We start from the raw sequence: 16327 nt of genomic DNA, 5'->3' as shown, positions 1-16327 counted from the left end.
GTTGTATCGTGAAAGTTGTCTTTAATGTTAATGGTAAAAAAGTCCCGCTCGAATCTCTGCAATATATAAGTAAAGCAAATCAACTTGAAGTTATGCGGAATTGGTTTTTTGAAAATTTCGAAGATCCCGCAAACTCTTGTCCGTATGAATCCCGTGAAGGCGGATATGCTTACATTTATGGTGGCCCATACGAAGCAAGTGAAGAGTTGCAAGCGATGTTTGAAGGGTACGTGAAATTTGATTATATCCAAGAACTAGTTAATGATTTACAAGAACAGTGCTACGAGTGGTCAGGTAATTCAAATAATATTAATGATTGGTACGACGAAGACTTGTACGATGCTGTTACATCTTCCGAACAACCCTTTTCTAAGTTCGTTGAAAGCATTGATGGAATAAAAATGCTGGCTAAAGGCGAATTTAAAGATAAGCAAAAAGAACATCTGCTTAGCATCTTATACATTAACGTCATTACAGCTTTGGAAACTCTTTATGTTGAGTTGTTTATTAACTCCATAGATAAAAATGACTCATACCTTAAAGATTTCATAGAAAAAGGTAAGACGGAATTTAAGGTAAGTAAAGAAATATTGGCTTTGCCATTCAAAGGAGAATCTATTGAAAACATGAGGGCGGAATTGATTAAAGCAATCAAAGAACATCTGATTAGTGCAAGTTGGCATAGTACAAACAAAGTTGTAGGTCGTTATAAAGCTACATTTGATATTAATGTACATAAAGAGTGGCCAATAGATGCGATAGAAATAGCTACACAAAAGCGTAATCATTTAGTCCATCGTGGCGGAAAAGATAAAGAAGGTAATTCGGTAGTGATCACCGAACAAGATTTAGAAATGTTGCTGGATCACGCACAAGCTCTTGGAGAAAAATTGTTTGATAGCCTTGGTGTGGCATTACAGAAAAAAGATGAGAGTGAATTTTGAGTCTCGAGGTCGGTTAATACTGCTACCGATAACGAGCAAGCAACTGATACTCGGCAGGCAGTGCCTGCCTGAGGATTACTTTTTACTTCCAAATTGAATGCCGAGAAGTTTATTCTCTGCTTTATCACCACGAAGAGTAAGGACAATTTTTGATTTCAGTTCTAACATTTCGATTTCAGATAAAGTTGTTTCCATAGCATTAAAGTTTTCAGTATTTAAAGATGCTATATATTGCTTTCCGCTTCGTTTTAATGACTGATTGACAAAAGAGAACCATCTTGCGCGAACACCTGGATCTATATCGGCAAAAAGACGATTATCATGCCATAGCATATCCATGGCATGGTTTTCGCCACATGTAAATACTAACCAGTCAAAGCATAATATCCTAGCATCATTGATCCCATCCGAATCATCACCCTCGATTTGGATGCTTAGATCATAACGGATTTTGTTGTCACCAGTATTAACATCTAAAACTATTCCTGCTGGTACCCTCGGGTACATTATTTCTGCGAGTTCAGCAAAAAATTTATCATATTCTGAAAGAGGATTTGTAGAAGCATAGTTCACCGCTAATCTGTCTTGTTCAACTTTTCTTTCTCTTAGATTTTGAGCTTTCTTTTGAAGGTTAATAGAGAAATTTAAATAATCATGCAGCCTTTCTTTTTCTTCTTTAAATTCAGCCAGTTGTCTCGCTATGACTGCGTATTCATCAAATGCTTTCTTGCCTTGCAGGGATTCCAAATATGAATCACGTAATGCCGAAATATCATTAATGTCAATTTTAAGAGATTCAATTTCTAACAAAAGTTTTATTTTATCATTTTCAAGTCTTTTCTTTCTGTTAAAAGATAATGATTTGTGAAAATTTTCAACTGACTCAAAATGGGCCAATGTTTCTGGCTTGAAAATCTCTTGTAAGCCATTGTACAGTTCAAGAAGATCTTCTCTTGAAATATCAGGGTGTGATAATAAAGTTTTTTCTATATTACTAACTTTAAATTCAGCTATATTTTTATTTTTTTCAACTTCTCGTAATTTTATAGTTAAACTGTTTGTTTCATTCTCAATAGCTCTGTATTGCTCGTGAACTTGAAATGTATTAAGTTCATCTTGCAGTCTTGGGATCTCTCTTTCTAGCCATTCATAGCGTACTTTAGGTTGAGAGCCTGCTCTAAACATGTCTTTAAGAATATCATCGTCTTGCCAATTTTTTAGGGATTGACTTACTTTATCCAGTTCTTGCTTATTATTTCTTTTGGATAATATTAAATTATGATCTATGCCGAGAAGAAATGCGGTGCGAAGCAATGCTTCAAAGTCTTGCTCCTTTTTTGTCCTAGTTGGACTGATGCAGTCATCTCTGGTATATCGCGAAAAACGCTTAAATAAAGATCTAAATGATAAATACGGAATGTTATTCTCAAGATTAAATATCCCTATTTTGTCTAATAGATCTTTAAATGCTTTTAGAGATATTGTTTTGTCATTTAATAATAATTTTTTCCCATTTCCCGTTCTAGATATTAAGTATTCAACTCCATTATGAGAAAAAAGTAACGAGAACCACCAATCTGGAACTGCTGAAGTTAATTTTTTATCAGCATTAGCGCCTAAGCAATGTTGAACGAGGCCGAGAATAAGTGTCTTGCCGACTCCGTTACTACTGCCTTCTTTTTCTTTAGAGCTATCACCAATAATCAACGTTAGCCCTGTGTCATTGAAATGCACTGGATGAAAGGTTGGCTGATCGCAAGTTAAGCGAATTAACTTCATTTAACTTTCCTTATTTTGTAATTTGTCATCAATGCTGCATATTGGCATTATTCTGTTTTCGTTATCTAGCATTATTTGTTTGATGCAAAAAAGAATGTCTACGGCAAGCATAAATTGTGTAAAAGAGGGCGTGATTATCGTTGATTTATTTTTTCGCTCTACTTTTGTCCATAGTTCTTCTATGGATACCGGTCCATCAATTAACGAACGGGTGTATCCTGCAATCGCAATTAGGGAGTTACTAAACCTAACATGCTTATGTGGCAGAAGCATTGCTTGGATGTTCATAAGCATCACATGTCTCAAAATATTTAGCTAAAATTAACTCTGCTGCAAATCGATAACTCGCGACCGCACTTGTGGTAACTTGAGGGGGAAGGAGTTTATCTATCATCCAAGTGTATCTTAAATCTGCATAATTGTGGTTATCTTCAGTTATCGCCAATTTGCTTTTTGCATAAGTTTCTTTAACTTCTTGAGCTATAGTTTGTTCAAGACCGCTATCAACAGAATCTAAAAATTCATTTATCAAATATAGTTGATAACTAAAAGATTCCAGCCTGCTCTTTATTGGTTTTGTAATACCATTTATTTTTATTTTATCTTCGAAGTCCGGGGCGGTTTCACTTAAAAAATTTATGGGTGAAGAAGATTTTTGTGCTAAAAAAGTCAACACTTCGCCAACAGCTCGACTATCTGTAAAATCCAAATCAACCTCAGGAATGAAACCTACAATATCTTGCTTTTCACCCTCAGATAATGACATAAATTTTTGAAGGAGCTCCATCCCGCCCATTGCACCTGCGTGATTAAGACTTTTACTGATTGCAAGCGAATTTAATGAAAGTCCAACAGGTGCTGGAATACCCTTAAAATAATCATTCATTACAAAAGTATATTTTGATACTTTCCCCCATTTGGCGACTAATTTATCAAAGTCGCCAATCGATTTATTAACAGCTTCTAGCTCTTTGGTTTGATTTGAAGGTTTAGGCCCATAAATTTGGAAGTAATGAGCTTCATGAGCAATCCACCCATCATTCCCGCCATCTCCCCAGTTTCCCCAAGGGGAAACAGCTTGAAAGCCAGGAGTTGCGTATTGCATAACCTTCGAAAAGAGCGCCTGAAAACTGTCTCCCATACATTCGTGTACTTTTAACCGAAAGAACTGTCTGTAGAGGTAATCTTGCTGTGTCGAACTCATTTTCCTCTCATCCATGATGAACACTCTTAGTGATAATATCCTCTCATTCATTGTTGTAAACCTATGATTAGCAAAATTGGAGATGATTTCACTTTGCACGGCGCTGGAACAGTCGCAGCCTAAGATCTCTCGTCATCTGGCGATGCTTCGGGAAAGTGGCCTATTGCTGGATCGCAAGCAGGGCAAGTGGGTTCACTACCGCTTATCTCCGCATATTTCTTCTTGGGCTGCTCAGGTAATTGAGCAGGCTTGGTTAAGCCAACAGGACGACGTACAGGCCATCGCCCGTAAGCTGGCATCAGCAAACTGCTCGGGTAGCAGTAAGGCTGTTTGTATTTAAAAAATTTGCCTGTACATATGTGTTTATTCAAATGTGAGGTATTAGAATGAAAGCGTTAATGGTATTTGAACTGGCATATGCTGCTATAAAGATAGCGTTCCATCGACCCGTTGAACTCACAGTTCTAATGACTCTTCACATTAAGGCTTTTTAATCACTTCAACATTAACGCTCGTGGTGCCATTCTCACGGCTTATCTGCCCGCTCACCCGCACCAGATCCTGCGCATCGAAGTGCTGCCCGTTCCAGACTTTCTGCGGAATACGAACTTTGATGGTTCCGGTTGGATCGCGGAAGGTGTACCACTCTTCCTGCTGCTGGCTGATGACATTGCCTTCCAGCGTGATCCACGCCCCTTCGTGCATTGACGACACGGCCTGAATGCGGCTTTGACTGTTTTCCTGCTGAACCTTATGACCGGCATACATGCGCTCAGTGGCGACTGGATCTTTCTCTGCGGAGAAACCGCCTTGCGCTGCCAGGGCTGGAATGGCGATGGATGAAGCGAGCAATACGCCGGTGACGTTGACGAACTGGCGACGAATATGACTGAAGTATTGTTTTTGCATAGCAGGTTCCATTTATGATTTCACATCCTCCCAGGGGGGATAACTTAATCATAAATGAGCGTCTATAAAAGCTCAATTGCTATCCCCTGCGGGGGGATAAAAATGTGACAGGCTTCAGAGATAAAAAAACCCACCGGTCGGTGGGTTCAGGCATGTGGCTTTTACAAGAGAAAATCAGCGGGTAACGCCGATCCAGCCATGGTAGCCCATGTAAATGCCGACAAGGGCAATCAGTACGCTTGAGAAGTATGGGGCTCGGCGTGCCAGAGTATCCAGACCGCTCCAGCGTTTGGTTGCCTGGCGAACGCTAAACGCCGCCGCTGCACCCACAGAAACCAGCGTAATCGCCAGGCCGATACTGAAACACAGTACCAGTGCAGCGCCGAGCGTAAATTCCTTCACCTGGATGCACAGCAGCAGAACGGTGATGGCCGCCGGGCAAGGAATGAGTCCACCGGTTAGCCCAAACAGGATAATCTGCCCTGTGGTTACGCTGCGATTGGCAAAACGTTTTTTGATGTCGTTAGCATGGGCTTTTTCGTGAGCGTCCTGGTATTCGCGGGAATTAACATCCAGCCCCTCCAGCGCGGAGTGGTCATGGTCGTGACCGTGCTCATGCTCGCGAAACTCCACATCATAATCGTGTACATGCCCACGATGGCCTAAAGACAGGCGCACATCGAAACTGTGTGGCTCAGGGATTGCCAGGACTGATTCCATAAACCCGTCTTTTTCAACGAAGTCGAAAACCTGAGAATACGTTCCAGTCCCCCGCCTTGTGGCCACAGAGATATTGCTGGCTTCCCATTTCCTGCCGCTGAGTGTGCGTAAACGCCAGTGAGGCGGTTGCCCTTCCTCGAAAATAGAGAGTTCAACGCTGCCGTGGCCGGTATCGATTATGCGGGTTTCGTCATGTTCGTGATGGCCGTGGCCATGTTCCTCTTCCTGCTCCATTTTCCACAGTTTTTCACCGCGCCAGGTGCGCCAGAACATCCATGCCGCCGTGACAAGAATGATGATGGCTGAAATCAGCTGGAACCAGGGTTCAGCGGACTCGGCGGTGAATTTCTGACTGATGTACATCCCGCCCATAGCAATGAGCCAGACCACAGACGTATGAGAAATGGTCGCGGCAAGCCCCAGTAATACGGCTTGTTTCACCGTTCCCCTGATAGCCACAATAAACGCGGCCATCATCGTTTTGGAGTGTCCCGGCTCCAGTCCGTGAAGCGCACCCAGCAGGATCGCACTGGGGATGAACAGCCAGGCATTCGCCACGCCTTGCTGTAAAAGAGCAGAAAAATCAGTCATGTTTCGCTTGCCTTAAAGATATTTAGTTATCTCTTTAAATTCGCTAAGCGTGTTATCAGACTCACTGTGGTCGGCATGAAGGGCGTCCTCCAGGCAGTGATCCAGATGGTCATGAATTAAGGTACGCTTCGCATTCGTTATCGCCTTTTCCACTGCGTGCAGTTGCTGGGCGATATCCAGACAGGCTCTTTCATCTTCGAGCATCTGGATGGTACTTTTCAGGTGCCCTGCGGCACGTTTAAGTCTTTTAATAATGTCAGGGTGTGATGCGTGAACGGTCATGATTTATCCTCTCCAGGTGGAGGGGATAAGATAATGTGTATCAACGCCAGGGTCACACTTTTTATCGGCTTATCCTCTCCTGATTCTTTGTCTTTTTGGGTTAATTACTTATCTTTCTTCGGCCATGACGGATGTTCATCGTCGATGACGAAATCATGCTCATGGGTTGTGTCTGAATCGGTATGACGGTGAATCTGAGCGTAAGCTTCATGCTCAGGACGCCAGATCAGTACGGCGGCAAGCAGCGACAGCACGGCCACAATAGTCAGGGCGACAAACGAAGCCTGTGTTCCCCATGTGGCACCTACCCACCCGGCCAGCGGATAAGTGACCAGCCAGCAGGAATGCGACAGTGCAAACTGGGCAGCAAACAGCGCAGGTCTGTCTTCAGCCGTTGATGAGCGGCGCAGCAGGCGACCACTTGGCGTCTGAGAAAGCGAATAGCCCACACCCAGCAGCGCCCACAGCACAACCAGCGTGACGTAATCCTTCAGGAAAATACCCAGCCCAAGTCCAATCACTAAAAGCGCGGTCCCCACAAGCATCGGCATGCGGTCGCTCATTTTGTCGAGGAGTTTTGGGAGAACCAGCGCCGACACCATGGAACCCACACCGAAGAAGGCCAGAGCAATGGCGGTAGATCGCTGTGAGAAACCAAAATCAGCCTGAACCAGAACAACGGTGTTGACGATAACCATCGCGCTCGCCGCTGCTACGGCCATGTTGAGTGCCAGCAGGCCACGCAGTCTTGGTGTTTTCAGGAAGATACGCATGCCTCGCGTCGTTTTGTCATAGATGCTGCGTTTAACCGTTAACGCTTTCATCTTTGGTAATGTGACGGAAACAACCAAAGCCGCAGAGGCGAGGAACCCGACCGCCGTCCCGGCAAACAGATTGTGGAAGCTCATGACCGTCAGCAGCGCCGCCGCCAGCATTGGGCTGATAACGCTTTCCAGATCGTAGGCCAGACGCGACAAAGACAGCGCCCGCGTATATTCGCGTTCGTCAGGAAGAATATCCGGGATAGTTGCCTGGAAGGTTGGCGTGAACGCCGCCGAGGCAGACTGAAGTACGAAGATCAGAATATAGATTTCCCAGATCTGGGTGACGAACGGCAGCGCAATAGCCACCAGAGCGCGAACCAGATCCAACGTCACCAGCATAGTGCGACGCGGGAATTTGTCGGCAAAGGCTGCCGCCACCGGCGCAACCAGAATATAGGCGCTCATCTTGATCGCCAGCGCGGTACCCAGCACAGCACCGGCCCTGTCTCCGGCGAGATCATAAGCTAACAGACCCAGCGCGACGGTCGCCAGACCGGTGCCGATAAGGGCGATAACCTGTGCCATAAACAGGTGGCGATAGGTACGATTAGATAGAATATTGAGCATCAGGAATTCTCTTGGCTTAAATTTATATCCCCCTGGGGGGGATATTGAAAGCATAGAGCGACCTGAAAAAAATGACAAGCATTATCCTGGTGGGGAGGATAGGAAGTTGACCAATCATCTGATATTTAGAATAAAAAAAGCTTCAGGTATCCCAGCGTTATACCTGAAGCAGCATAAAGAGTGTCGAAGGTGTTATCACCGCTTCCTTGCGAAGCCCCTTCTGACGAGAAAGGTGTTAACTCAGAAGTCCCAGGCAGGTTTTCAGACTCAGCCGCGTGGCTTCAACATCGCTATGGACGATGGTGCACCAGTCATCACGGTTAGCCCGAACGTCGTCCAGCCAGCTATTCAGCGCCTGATTGAAGGCCATGGTTTTCTCGCGCTGAGGCCAGCTCATCTGGTTAGCGCTGTAAATATCCTGACCGGGCTGTGGCATCTGTACGGTTTGCTGCGTCGACATCCGGGAGGTCACCGACCAGGTATCAGAGTTGCCATCCCAGGAAGGCATCACCGGGAAGCCCGCGCCGCGCAGGGCGATATCCCAGGTGGCATCAAACAGGCAGGTTTTCCCGTTTAACTCAAAAGTTACTGTGTCATGAAATCCCTGGGTTTGCGGCAAAATAGCCAGTATTTCCGGAGGAACGGGTAAATCAGCCCAGTCAAACTGCACCAGTTTTCTCTTCGCCGTAATCCCACCGGCAACCAGCAATCGTTCGGCCGCGGCGGCTTTATGACGACAGTCGCCAAAACCCTGCTCAAACAGGCTCATGCTTTGGTTATTCCATGACCCAAGCTGATAGGGCACGCGCCTGACCAGTTCAAAAATGGCTCTCCGCAGTTCCGTTGAGCCCGGCTGAAGCCCGAGCGACTGCAAAATCCAGCCCGGCGTTATCGTCTCCTTAGCAGTGCGGCGAGCAATAATTCTTTGCCATGTATCACTGACTTTTTCGGCCAGAGAGGCTGCCAGGGTTTCCCCCGGCAGTAATGTTGTCATCAGCAACGCTCCTGTGGTGGTGAGAAAATGTCTGCGCGTCAACATATCGGGCGTTACACCTCCACGCTGCGACGAAGTGCCGACATAACCAGTGATTCACAGACCACTTCATCGTCCTGTTCCCGGTTTACGCCGGGGAAAACCATTTGACTCACTGGGGATGAACGAAGCCGGTGATAACGGGCAATCGCGCCATTCATTCCGCCCATTTGCTTACGTCTGACCAGCCGCAGTCCGTGCTCCCACGCGACTTCATCCATCGCGCTCGCCAGAACAGGATCATGGTTGAAGATTAAGACGCCATCCCCTTTCAGCAGACGGGCTGCGCTGCGAAGGAACGTTGTGTAGTCCTGCTCGAAATAGGCTGCGGCCTGGGAATAAATAATATCGACCCCACCGGCCTGAACGCCGCGATTTTCCAGTGCGCAGAGACCGGCTGCCGTCACGTAGGGATGCTCAGTCACCCCCTTTGGCAGCGATTCGTGCCATGGCGTGAGATTGGTGAAATGCAGGAATGCACTCTCCCCAAGCTGCTCCCTGAAACTCTGGGCAAGCCCGGAAATCGTCGCCTGATGGCTGGTCGCTTCTTCAGCACGAAAACCTGCCCAGGCAGCACCAATTTCAAGGAAGGTGACGGTACCGTTTTTGTGGTGAATATTTTTCGCATGGTGGGCAATGTCGAACCCAATTTCTCGCGCCAGACGAAAAGAACCACCGCTGGAGGTCCAGGGACCATCGAAACCAAAAGCAAGAATAGCTTTCAGCATCGAACCCGTTTCTTTGTGCATCATTTTCAGGAACGGAATGACCTTACGCCGCGAAGGAACAGGGACGTTCGGACGCAGTTTTTTGGCCTGGAGATCGCGATTCACGCCCATGCACAGTGTCTGCCAGTGCAGAGGGTTAATGCGATAATTAAGTTCAGTAAAATTACGCGCAATCTCACGACGCGCCTGTATGGAGTCTGTGTACATAGCTTCTCCGCTAAATCTGAAGTTGGTAAACGCCAGGCAGCAAACTGCTACCGGCAACAGCGATCAGATCTTGCGGGTGCTTGGAGGGCGGTAAATTATGTCCGTAGCCTTAACCGGGCTGCGAAGATCGGCGAGCGGCAACCATCTGTCTGCTATAGGAGAGAGGGTGATCTCCACAGAGGGCGGCTGCTGAGGGGTTTCATGGAAATGGTCTGTCTGATGATGGCCTGCGTGACCAGACTGAGGGATATCCGAGTCGTGGGAGTGATCCTGCACTGTCATGGTGACTTCTGCATCATGCAGATTCATCTCGTAACCTGTCAGGCCGTTGGTACCGTGTGACGCAAACGTGCCCATCGACGACATCATCATGCCAACGGCCATGATGACAATCATCAGAATATAACGGGGTGAACGTTTAAACATCAGGTACATCGCTGAGTGCTTCTCTCAATGGACAGTGACAACGGTTTAAAAATATTAGCATCCCCCTGGGGGGGATGTAAGAGGCTGGAGTGTAAAGTCTTGTATTGCCGAAGTGTGTAAAAAGACCCGCATAATGCGGGCCTGATTAATCAGATTACGCGCTTAATGCTCTGGTATTCGCCATTGGTATCAAGCTGGATAGTAATCGTTTGTGAACCACGATTTCGCCAGAACCAGCCGTGCTTACCGTCAAAGGCGGCCTGCAACACACCATCCCTTGAGGTTATCTGCCGGTCCTTACCATAGCCGTGGTAAAACCCTTTCGGTGCGTTAACCGGATCGCCGTGTGCATCCACGTTGACAGGTCCAGAGCTTGTCCACTGGTAAGTCACCCGGGCATCCTTACGCATTTCCATCTTAACTTCAGCCGCCTCATTCGGTTTCAGAGTAATTAACAGCTGATTGCGCTGAGAACCGGCAGTTGGGGCTTCTGGCGCACGAGTTGTCGCCGGAACGCTCAGCTCCGGATAGTTGTTTTGCGTGATTGTCGGCGGGTTATCCGGCACCGGACGTTCATTCACCGGAGTGGTTGACTGTCCCCACTGGCTCGTACTCGCCTGTTTGTCCGTGGCGGCTTCCTCCGCCAGCTGCGTTTTGATTTCGCCCATCTGTTTAAGGCCCAGCAGACGGCCAACGCCCGTTGGATCGATACCGTATTCTGAAGGCATCACGATGGTTATCAGCAGCGTCAAAGCGACGATAGCCGCCAGAATAGTGGACTGCATCAGCTTCATCGCAGACGGCAGCTCTGCGCGGGTCGGTAAATCGGTGTTATACATTCTCTTTTCTCCCTCAGGCTAAAATGTAGCCACAAATCTGGTAACTCATTAACAGGAAACCGGCGCTCATCATCACTACGTTGGCGGTGTAGGCATGGCGGAAAAAGCTCGCCGTCTGCCGCCAGTAACTCATGATGATAAGGATGGCGCTCAGCGCCAGAAGCTGACCTATCTCGACCCCGACATTGAAGGCAATCAGGTTGACGAAAAGGCCATCGGGGGAAATTTCGAACTCCTTGATTTTGGTCGCCAGGCCAAAGCCATGGAAGAAACCAAAGATAAGCGTAGCCATCTTCGTATTAGGCTGAAAGCCAAACCAGCGCTGGAATGCGCCAAGGTTATCAAGGGCTTTGTAGACCACGGACAGTCCGATAATGGCATCAATGAGATAGGCGCTGACGCTGATATCAAAGAACGTACCAATAAGCAGCGTCGTGGAGTGCCCGATAGCAAACAGGCTGACGTACAGCCCGATATCACGCATTTTGTAGAGAAAGAAAATCACGCCGAACAGAAATAGCAGATGATCGTAGCCGGTGACCATGTGCTTCGCGCCAAGGTAGATAAACGGGATGATGTTAATCCCGGTGATTTCCTGAATGTACCCTTTGTCGCCTTCGGCTACGCCATGTGCGGCCGCACCCTGGCTGTAGAAAAGCAATAACAATAAGAAAAACAGACAAGCCGAACGCGCCTGAGTCGAAAACAGGCCACCGCTCAACCGGCCTTGTAAATTAAGGCAGGTGTTCATACAAAATCCTTACAGTTTGAATAATAACGAATTAACAGCAGTTATTACGCAGACAGGGATCTCGGAGGGCGTTCGGGGGTGGCCTGTGGCATTCGCAGAATTTGTTCTGAACTCAGTGCAAACGTCGCGCGCATACCTGCGTTCCAGGCCTGCAAGGCAGTCAGAGTGAAGAGCTTGTTCAGATCGTGGGAATGATCGGCATTGAGGTGATGCACATTACCGTGCGAGTGGAACAGTAGCGGATCGTGTTCATTCAGCGGCTCATCGCTGTCGTGCTGATGCTCACTGACAGACGTTGTATCCTGAACGTTATACATAGCCTGTGGTTTTGCCATAAGCGAACTGCTCAGCACGGCAACAGCCATGATGATAAGCACGATTCTGGAAATGACTTCACGGCTAAAAAACACAGTCAACGACATCCTGGTGATACAAGGTAACAACGTGCGTAATGTATCTGTTTTGCTGACCGCATTTCAATAGGTCTTTTGGAGCCGGATGTTGTTTTAATAATTACTTGGCATAACTTCCGCTTTTTGGCGTCAAGCAATCGATACAGCTCTTACACATCAGTTGCATAGATCCAGTCAGCACATTGAGGACATATCTTCTCTCCATGCCAACAAACATGGCACCAGCAGCATCGCCATTGCCTTATCTTCGTGTTGGTAGGTCGAATGGGCTTTTCCGAAGTTGGGATGATTTTTAGCGAGGTTTGCTCTGGTGCTGTTTGTAGCTTGTTAAATCGACATGTTTTGAGCCGAGCAACATTGTTGATATGTCCCGGTAGGTGCACAAACGTTTTTGTAGATGTCAGTGGATCAACTTGAACGCCGATCTGCAGTTTGCAGTAAATACAATACATTGAATCAAAATCAACCTGTTGAACAGATTCTGGTGTAACCCATTCGCCCTTTGCGGTGACGGCATGAGTGGCTAAAACGAAGTAATTCATCATGAACTCCGGAGAAAAATAAAAAAGCCAGCATGGTTAGCTGGCTTTGTGTTTGGTTGAGAGATGTGGCTGGCGGTAACACCCTGACCAGCCCCTGTTCGATCAAGACTGGCTACAGCCAAATGACCGTTCCTCATTGCTGTATACTTTCGTACGTTCCTTTGCCAGATAGCTAAGGCGGTACATTAAACCGTTATATGACTCAGAGTAGGCTGGAGGATTATTGATATTCAGGTGATAACAGGGATTATCAGGGAAGTGAATCAGCGTTAAATATTCAGTAGCTAAAGGTAGCTTTAAAGCGCTCAACCATGCAGCCTGAATCATAGAGGCCACGTTATAATCATTCCCCGTATAATCACCGAGACCGAGAAAGGCATCCTTATTGAGGAATAACACCACATGCCAGTGTGGTTTATCACTTTTATCTTTATCAATTTCTTTAACCCAGGCGTAGCGTAAATGGCACGGATAGACTCTCATGCCATTTTTACTTTTGTTCTTCAGGAATATCTGTATACGGGCATCAAGTGCTTCAATAAAACGGGACATGAGTCCTTTATTCATATCGATGATGCAAGAAATGCTATCACCGGTATCTTTATAATTGGGTACATGAAGGTCAACACGAATGGCTGTTGTTCTTGGATGTTCACGCACAGCGTTATGAATGACATTCGACAATCGATGTAAGTAATGAGTGTTGAATGGTGCATGGTTCATATTGAGTGTATAGATATTATTCATTGTTTCTTTTCTCAGAATGAAGAGCATCATTGCTGATGCCATAATGTTTTAAAGGATGGGAGTGATATCACTTCAGATTGTTAGAGTGTAGATGCCATGTTTAACTGATAAACGTATCGGACATATATCACTGATGTGATATTAATGAAGTTTATGTGGTAATTATTGTTGCTTATTTTAGTGTGATACTTGGTGTTGATGTTTATATTACGCATGTATAGCAGGTATGTACTGATGAGTATATATTACCATACCAACACAACTGGTGTATTAAACGACCGCTGAATTCCAGGAGATATTCACATTCTATATTTAGAATTCACTCCGAAGTTAGCTGGTTTTTCATAAGGAAAGGGCTTACTTGTTTTCCTCATTAAAGATTACAATAGAACCAGAACGCGATAATTTAATCCTCTCCTCGATCCACTCTTTTACTTCACTTTCAATCCAGCGGGAGCTGCGACCAAACTTCACCGGCTTTGGAAACTTACCTTCATGCACCAGCTTATAAAACCATTTATCAGATAACCCTGTCAGTTCAGTAATGAACTGCATGCTAACGAATTTATCTTCGTGAATATTAATAGTGCTCATGACATGTTTCCGTAATTTATCAGGAGGACACCGGTCGGCATCCTTTCATGTCATTGGTCGCGTATGTACGATTTTACATTCCCAGTGATCTGGGCAGCATTTGAAAAGCTGCAACCTTTTACTGCAGATGCTCAGAAGTCACCCTGTCGTCACACTTTGATAAACTGGAAGCAGAAATCCATGCTGAAATCACATCCATAAATATGGTAAAAGCCCTGACGTTACGAGACTTACAGGCCAGTCATGTACTACATTTTTTACTACATAAAAAACTACGTTTATAGCTATGAAAATAACTAGTTTTCACTCTTCTTTTTTGACTATTTTTATACCTGACCTTATGATGATTGAAATTTAATCGAAACGTATTACAGGACGTAACTTGTGGAAAATTCACTGCACAGTGCAATAATAAATAACAGGAGGGCCATGAGATTATTCTTGTGGTATCTATCTGATCAGGATCTGGCCATACTGACCAATAAACTGGCATCAACTAAAAACATTTACAATGCAGATGACATATTTGGCAGTAATATTGAAATCGCTGAAGAGGCAATTAATCAGGCTGTGCGACTGATAAAAGATAATGAGGTTAAGAGGATCTACACAATAGATTTTAATGAGTTTAAATCACTCCAGATACCCGCATCTGAATTTTCTTGGGTAAAAAAATCACCTGATGCTTGCTACTTCACATGGCTGTTTATCAAAAGCCAGATACACGATTCATTCAAATTGCTTGAGTTGGACGTTTTTATAGTTGGTAGAATAAGGAACCAACGCTATCCCAATATACATGATTCCCTTTACAATAAACTGGAACTGGATGCTTACCCTGTCGATAATAAAGAGCGTCTATCAGTTATAGAGGATTTTTTTGACCGTGCACCTGCGACCCTTAAAGCCAGGCTCGATCTGATGCGCCAGATTCGTAACAAGTGGGAGGAAATTTATCCTTCGAGTATAAATTTCCCTCTTTCACCAAAAAGCAAGAAAAAATGCGACTGGGCATGGAAATACATTCAGAAAGATAGAAGTCGAATGAATACCCGGAGAAAAGACCGTGAGGGGCATTATACAGGAGAAACCAATCCGGCACCTTTTACTAACAGCAGTATGCTGTCCATGCTGAGGCCGTCAGGCTCCTTTGAAAAATACATGGCTGTTAAGTTTTATTTTTTGTTCATTTATTTGTTTTTAAAAGATGAACTATTTATGCAACGTTTTAAAAAGGCATGGCAGGTACATCAGTACAGAGCAACTTCTGATACCAGAGAAAGAAAAGCATCTTTGCGTGCCCGGATAAAGAATAAAACATCCGCGCCCAATCCCGTTTCTGAACCATTTACAGTCACAACACTTACCGAGCTTGCTACTATCAGTAACATGTCCTTCATACCGGAAATACAGTCCTATAGCCAATATGCTCCGGTCAATGAAATAACGGAAAAGGAAGAAAAGGACTGTCAAACTCATAATGCAACGGTACTGCACGCCTCTCCTACTGATAATTCCAGCGATGGCCAGGTTACGCATATTTCCATTGGGGAAGCTCTGAAACGTATGGGGAAATTACCTCGCAGTGATGAACACTCAGCACCGATGCCAGATAAAAATCCGGGCTCAACCTCAAAAAAAATCTGGACGAGGTTGCAAAAAGCGATGATGGAAGGTGACAAGGACGAAGACTGAGCATCCCCGCGTTCTGACGCATCCCATTTTTTTTCAGACCTGTATTACCACGGTGAGATCATTCCGGACAGATTCTGGAGTGTCTCACCGCATTGATCTGCAACACCGATCGATACTTCAAATAATGATAGTCACTACCTATCGATAGTGAATTATTGATCGTTATTTGCATAGATAATAACGATCAATTCCTGGTAACTGATCAGTAATAACGATTATCCCGCCCCGGACAAAATGCATACGATCGAATGGCCCTTTGTACTACAAAAGGCCATTTTTCGTTTGTAAAACAATAGTAAGGAATTTCTATGTTGAAGATCACATCTGTACTTCTTTTCGGTGCAACATTGTTTAGCTGTGTTGTGCACGCCATGGGCCAGGAGCAGCAATGGGGCAACTGGTTTGGCACTGTCAATGCGATGGAGTTTGAATCGCCACGGATAATCTAGACACTTCCGAGCCGTTGATAATACTGGTTTTCATATTCTGTCGGTGACATCTGTTCGCTAGAACCATGCCGACGCTTACTGTT

Annotated in this window: 19 protein-coding genes and 1 pseudogene; 4 read left to right on the top strand and 16 right to left on the bottom strand. The window is 45.5% G+C overall.

All coding sequences use genetic code 11. From position 1 onward, the window contains the following. The first annotated feature begins 8 nt into the window (after window positions 1-8). Window positions 9-944, top strand: a complete 936-nt coding sequence (locus tag ACOTX3_RS14950; protein WP_023303127.1) for a hypothetical protein — start codon at window positions 9-11, stop codon at window positions 942-944. A gap of 75 nt (window positions 945-1019) precedes the next feature. Here the strand turns inward: ACOTX3_RS14950 and ACOTX3_RS14945 are convergent, their stop codons facing one another. The 3 genes from ACOTX3_RS14945 to ACOTX3_RS14935 are packed head-to-tail and all read right to left on the bottom strand — an operon-like array spanning window position 1020 to window position 3927. Next, window positions 1020-2723 (bottom strand): DUF2326 domain-containing protein, encoded by a 1704-nt coding sequence (locus ACOTX3_RS14945; RefSeq protein WP_023303128.1) that lies wholly within the window; start codon window positions 2721-2723, stop codon window positions 1020-1022. Further along, window positions 2724-2996 (bottom strand): ABC-three component system middle component 6, encoded by a 273-nt coding sequence (locus ACOTX3_RS14940; RefSeq protein ID WP_350029641.1) that lies wholly within the window; start codon window positions 2994-2996, stop codon window positions 2724-2726. Then, window positions 2980-3927, bottom strand: a complete 948-nt coding sequence (locus ACOTX3_RS14935; RefSeq protein WP_077064325.1) for an ABC-three component system protein — start codon at window positions 3925-3927, stop codon at window positions 2980-2982. Before ACOTX3_RS14935 ends, ACOTX3_RS14940 begins: the two co-directional genes overlap by 17 nt. Before the next feature lie 85 nt (window positions 3928-4012). On the opposite strand from ACOTX3_RS14935, the pseudogene arsR reads away from it, so the two are divergent. Beyond that, window positions 4013-4267, top strand: a pseudogene (gene arsR / locus ACOTX3_RS14930) (As(III)-sensing metalloregulatory transcriptional repressor ArsR); the annotation flags it as partial. A gap of 140 nt (window positions 4268-4407) precedes the next feature. Here arsR and ACOTX3_RS14925 read toward each other — a convergent pair. The 13 genes from ACOTX3_RS14925 to ACOTX3_RS14865 form a co-directional block, all read right to left on the bottom strand. Further along, window positions 4408-4848, bottom strand: a complete 441-nt coding sequence (locus tag ACOTX3_RS14925) for a YgiW/YdeI family stress tolerance OB fold protein (RefSeq protein WP_135702047.1) — start codon at window positions 4846-4848, stop codon at window positions 4408-4410. A gap of 162 nt (window positions 4849-5010) precedes the next feature. Continuing rightward, window positions 5011-6147, bottom strand: coding sequence for a nickel/cobalt efflux protein RcnA (locus ACOTX3_RS14920; RefSeq protein ID WP_023303132.1), 1137 nt, complete (start codon window positions 6145-6147; stop codon window positions 5011-5013). 12 nt (window positions 6148-6159) lie between these two features. Continuing rightward, the gene (locus ACOTX3_RS14915) at window positions 6160-6429 is read right to left on the bottom strand and encodes a metal-sensing transcriptional repressor (RefSeq protein ID WP_023303133.1); all 270 of its coding nucleotides are present in this window, start codon (window positions 6427-6429) and stop codon (window positions 6160-6162) included. A gap of 104 nt (window positions 6430-6533) precedes the next feature. Further along, window positions 6534-7820, bottom strand: coding sequence for an MFS transporter (gene nirA / locus ACOTX3_RS14910; RefSeq protein WP_023303134.1), 1287 nt, complete (start codon window positions 7818-7820; stop codon window positions 6534-6536). Window positions 7821-8055: 235 nt separating this feature from the next. After that, window positions 8056-8814, bottom strand: a complete 759-nt coding sequence (locus ACOTX3_RS14905; RefSeq protein ID WP_023303135.1) for a hypothetical protein — start codon at window positions 8812-8814, stop codon at window positions 8056-8058. 53 nt (window positions 8815-8867) lie between these two features. Further along, entirely contained in the window at window positions 8868-9788 is a 921-nt protein-coding gene (locus ACOTX3_RS14900; RefSeq protein WP_023303136.1) for a hypothetical protein, read from the bottom strand. A 63-nt stretch (window positions 9789-9851) separates the two neighbouring features. Next, complete coding sequence (locus ACOTX3_RS14895; RefSeq protein WP_223826472.1) at window positions 9852-10214, bottom strand: hypothetical protein; 363 nt, start codon at window positions 10212-10214, stop codon at window positions 9852-9854. 149 nt (window positions 10215-10363) lie between these two features. After that, complete coding sequence (locus ACOTX3_RS14890; protein WP_023303138.1) at window positions 10364-11053, bottom strand: hypothetical protein; 690 nt, start codon at window positions 11051-11053, stop codon at window positions 10364-10366. Window positions 11054-11066: 13 nt separating this feature from the next. Beyond that, window positions 11067-11804, bottom strand: a complete 738-nt coding sequence (locus tag ACOTX3_RS14885; protein WP_023303139.1) for a HupE/UreJ family protein — start codon at window positions 11802-11804, stop codon at window positions 11067-11069. Window positions 11805-11848: 44 nt separating this feature from the next. Beyond that, window positions 11849-12226, bottom strand: a complete 378-nt coding sequence (locus ACOTX3_RS14880) for a hypothetical protein (RefSeq protein WP_223259293.1) — start codon at window positions 12224-12226, stop codon at window positions 11849-11851. Window positions 12227-12366: 140 nt separating this feature from the next. After that, window positions 12367-12762: a putative zinc ribbon protein gene (locus tag ACOTX3_RS14875; RefSeq protein WP_080297790.1), complete on the bottom strand. Its 396-nt coding sequence runs from the start codon at window positions 12760-12762 to the stop codon at window positions 12367-12369. A gap of 99 nt (window positions 12763-12861) precedes the next feature. After that, the gene (locus tag ACOTX3_RS14870) at window positions 12862-13506 is read right to left on the bottom strand and encodes an inovirus Gp2 family protein (RefSeq protein ID WP_023303141.1); all 645 of its coding nucleotides are present in this window, start codon (window positions 13504-13506) and stop codon (window positions 12862-12864) included. 357 nt (window positions 13507-13863) lie between these two features. Continuing rightward, window positions 13864-14100 (bottom strand): helix-turn-helix transcriptional regulator, encoded by a 237-nt coding sequence (locus ACOTX3_RS14865; protein ID WP_023303142.1) that lies wholly within the window; start codon window positions 14098-14100, stop codon window positions 13864-13866. A 429-nt stretch (window positions 14101-14529) separates the two neighbouring features. Between ACOTX3_RS14865 and ACOTX3_RS14860 the strand changes: the two genes are divergently transcribed. Beyond that, the gene (locus tag ACOTX3_RS14860) at window positions 14530-15795 is read left to right on the top strand and encodes a hypothetical protein (RefSeq protein ID WP_023303143.1); all 1266 of its coding nucleotides are present in this window, start codon (window positions 14530-14532) and stop codon (window positions 15793-15795) included. A gap of 308 nt (window positions 15796-16103) precedes the next feature. Continuing rightward, the gene (locus tag ACOTX3_RS14855; RefSeq protein ID WP_250116763.1) at window positions 16104-16244 is read left to right on the top strand and encodes a hypothetical protein; all 141 of its coding nucleotides are present in this window, start codon (window positions 16104-16106) and stop codon (window positions 16242-16244) included. The last annotated feature ends 83 nt before the right edge of the window (window positions 16245-16327 follow it).

It is taken from the genome of Enterobacter cloacae complex sp. IR5384, from assembly GCF_049237265.1.
Lineage (GTDB): Bacteria > Pseudomonadota > Gammaproteobacteria > Enterobacterales > Enterobacteriaceae > Enterobacter > Enterobacter cloacae.
The sequence above is the reverse complement of the archived record's forward strand: the minus strand, read 5'-3'. Positions and strand labels throughout refer to the sequence as shown.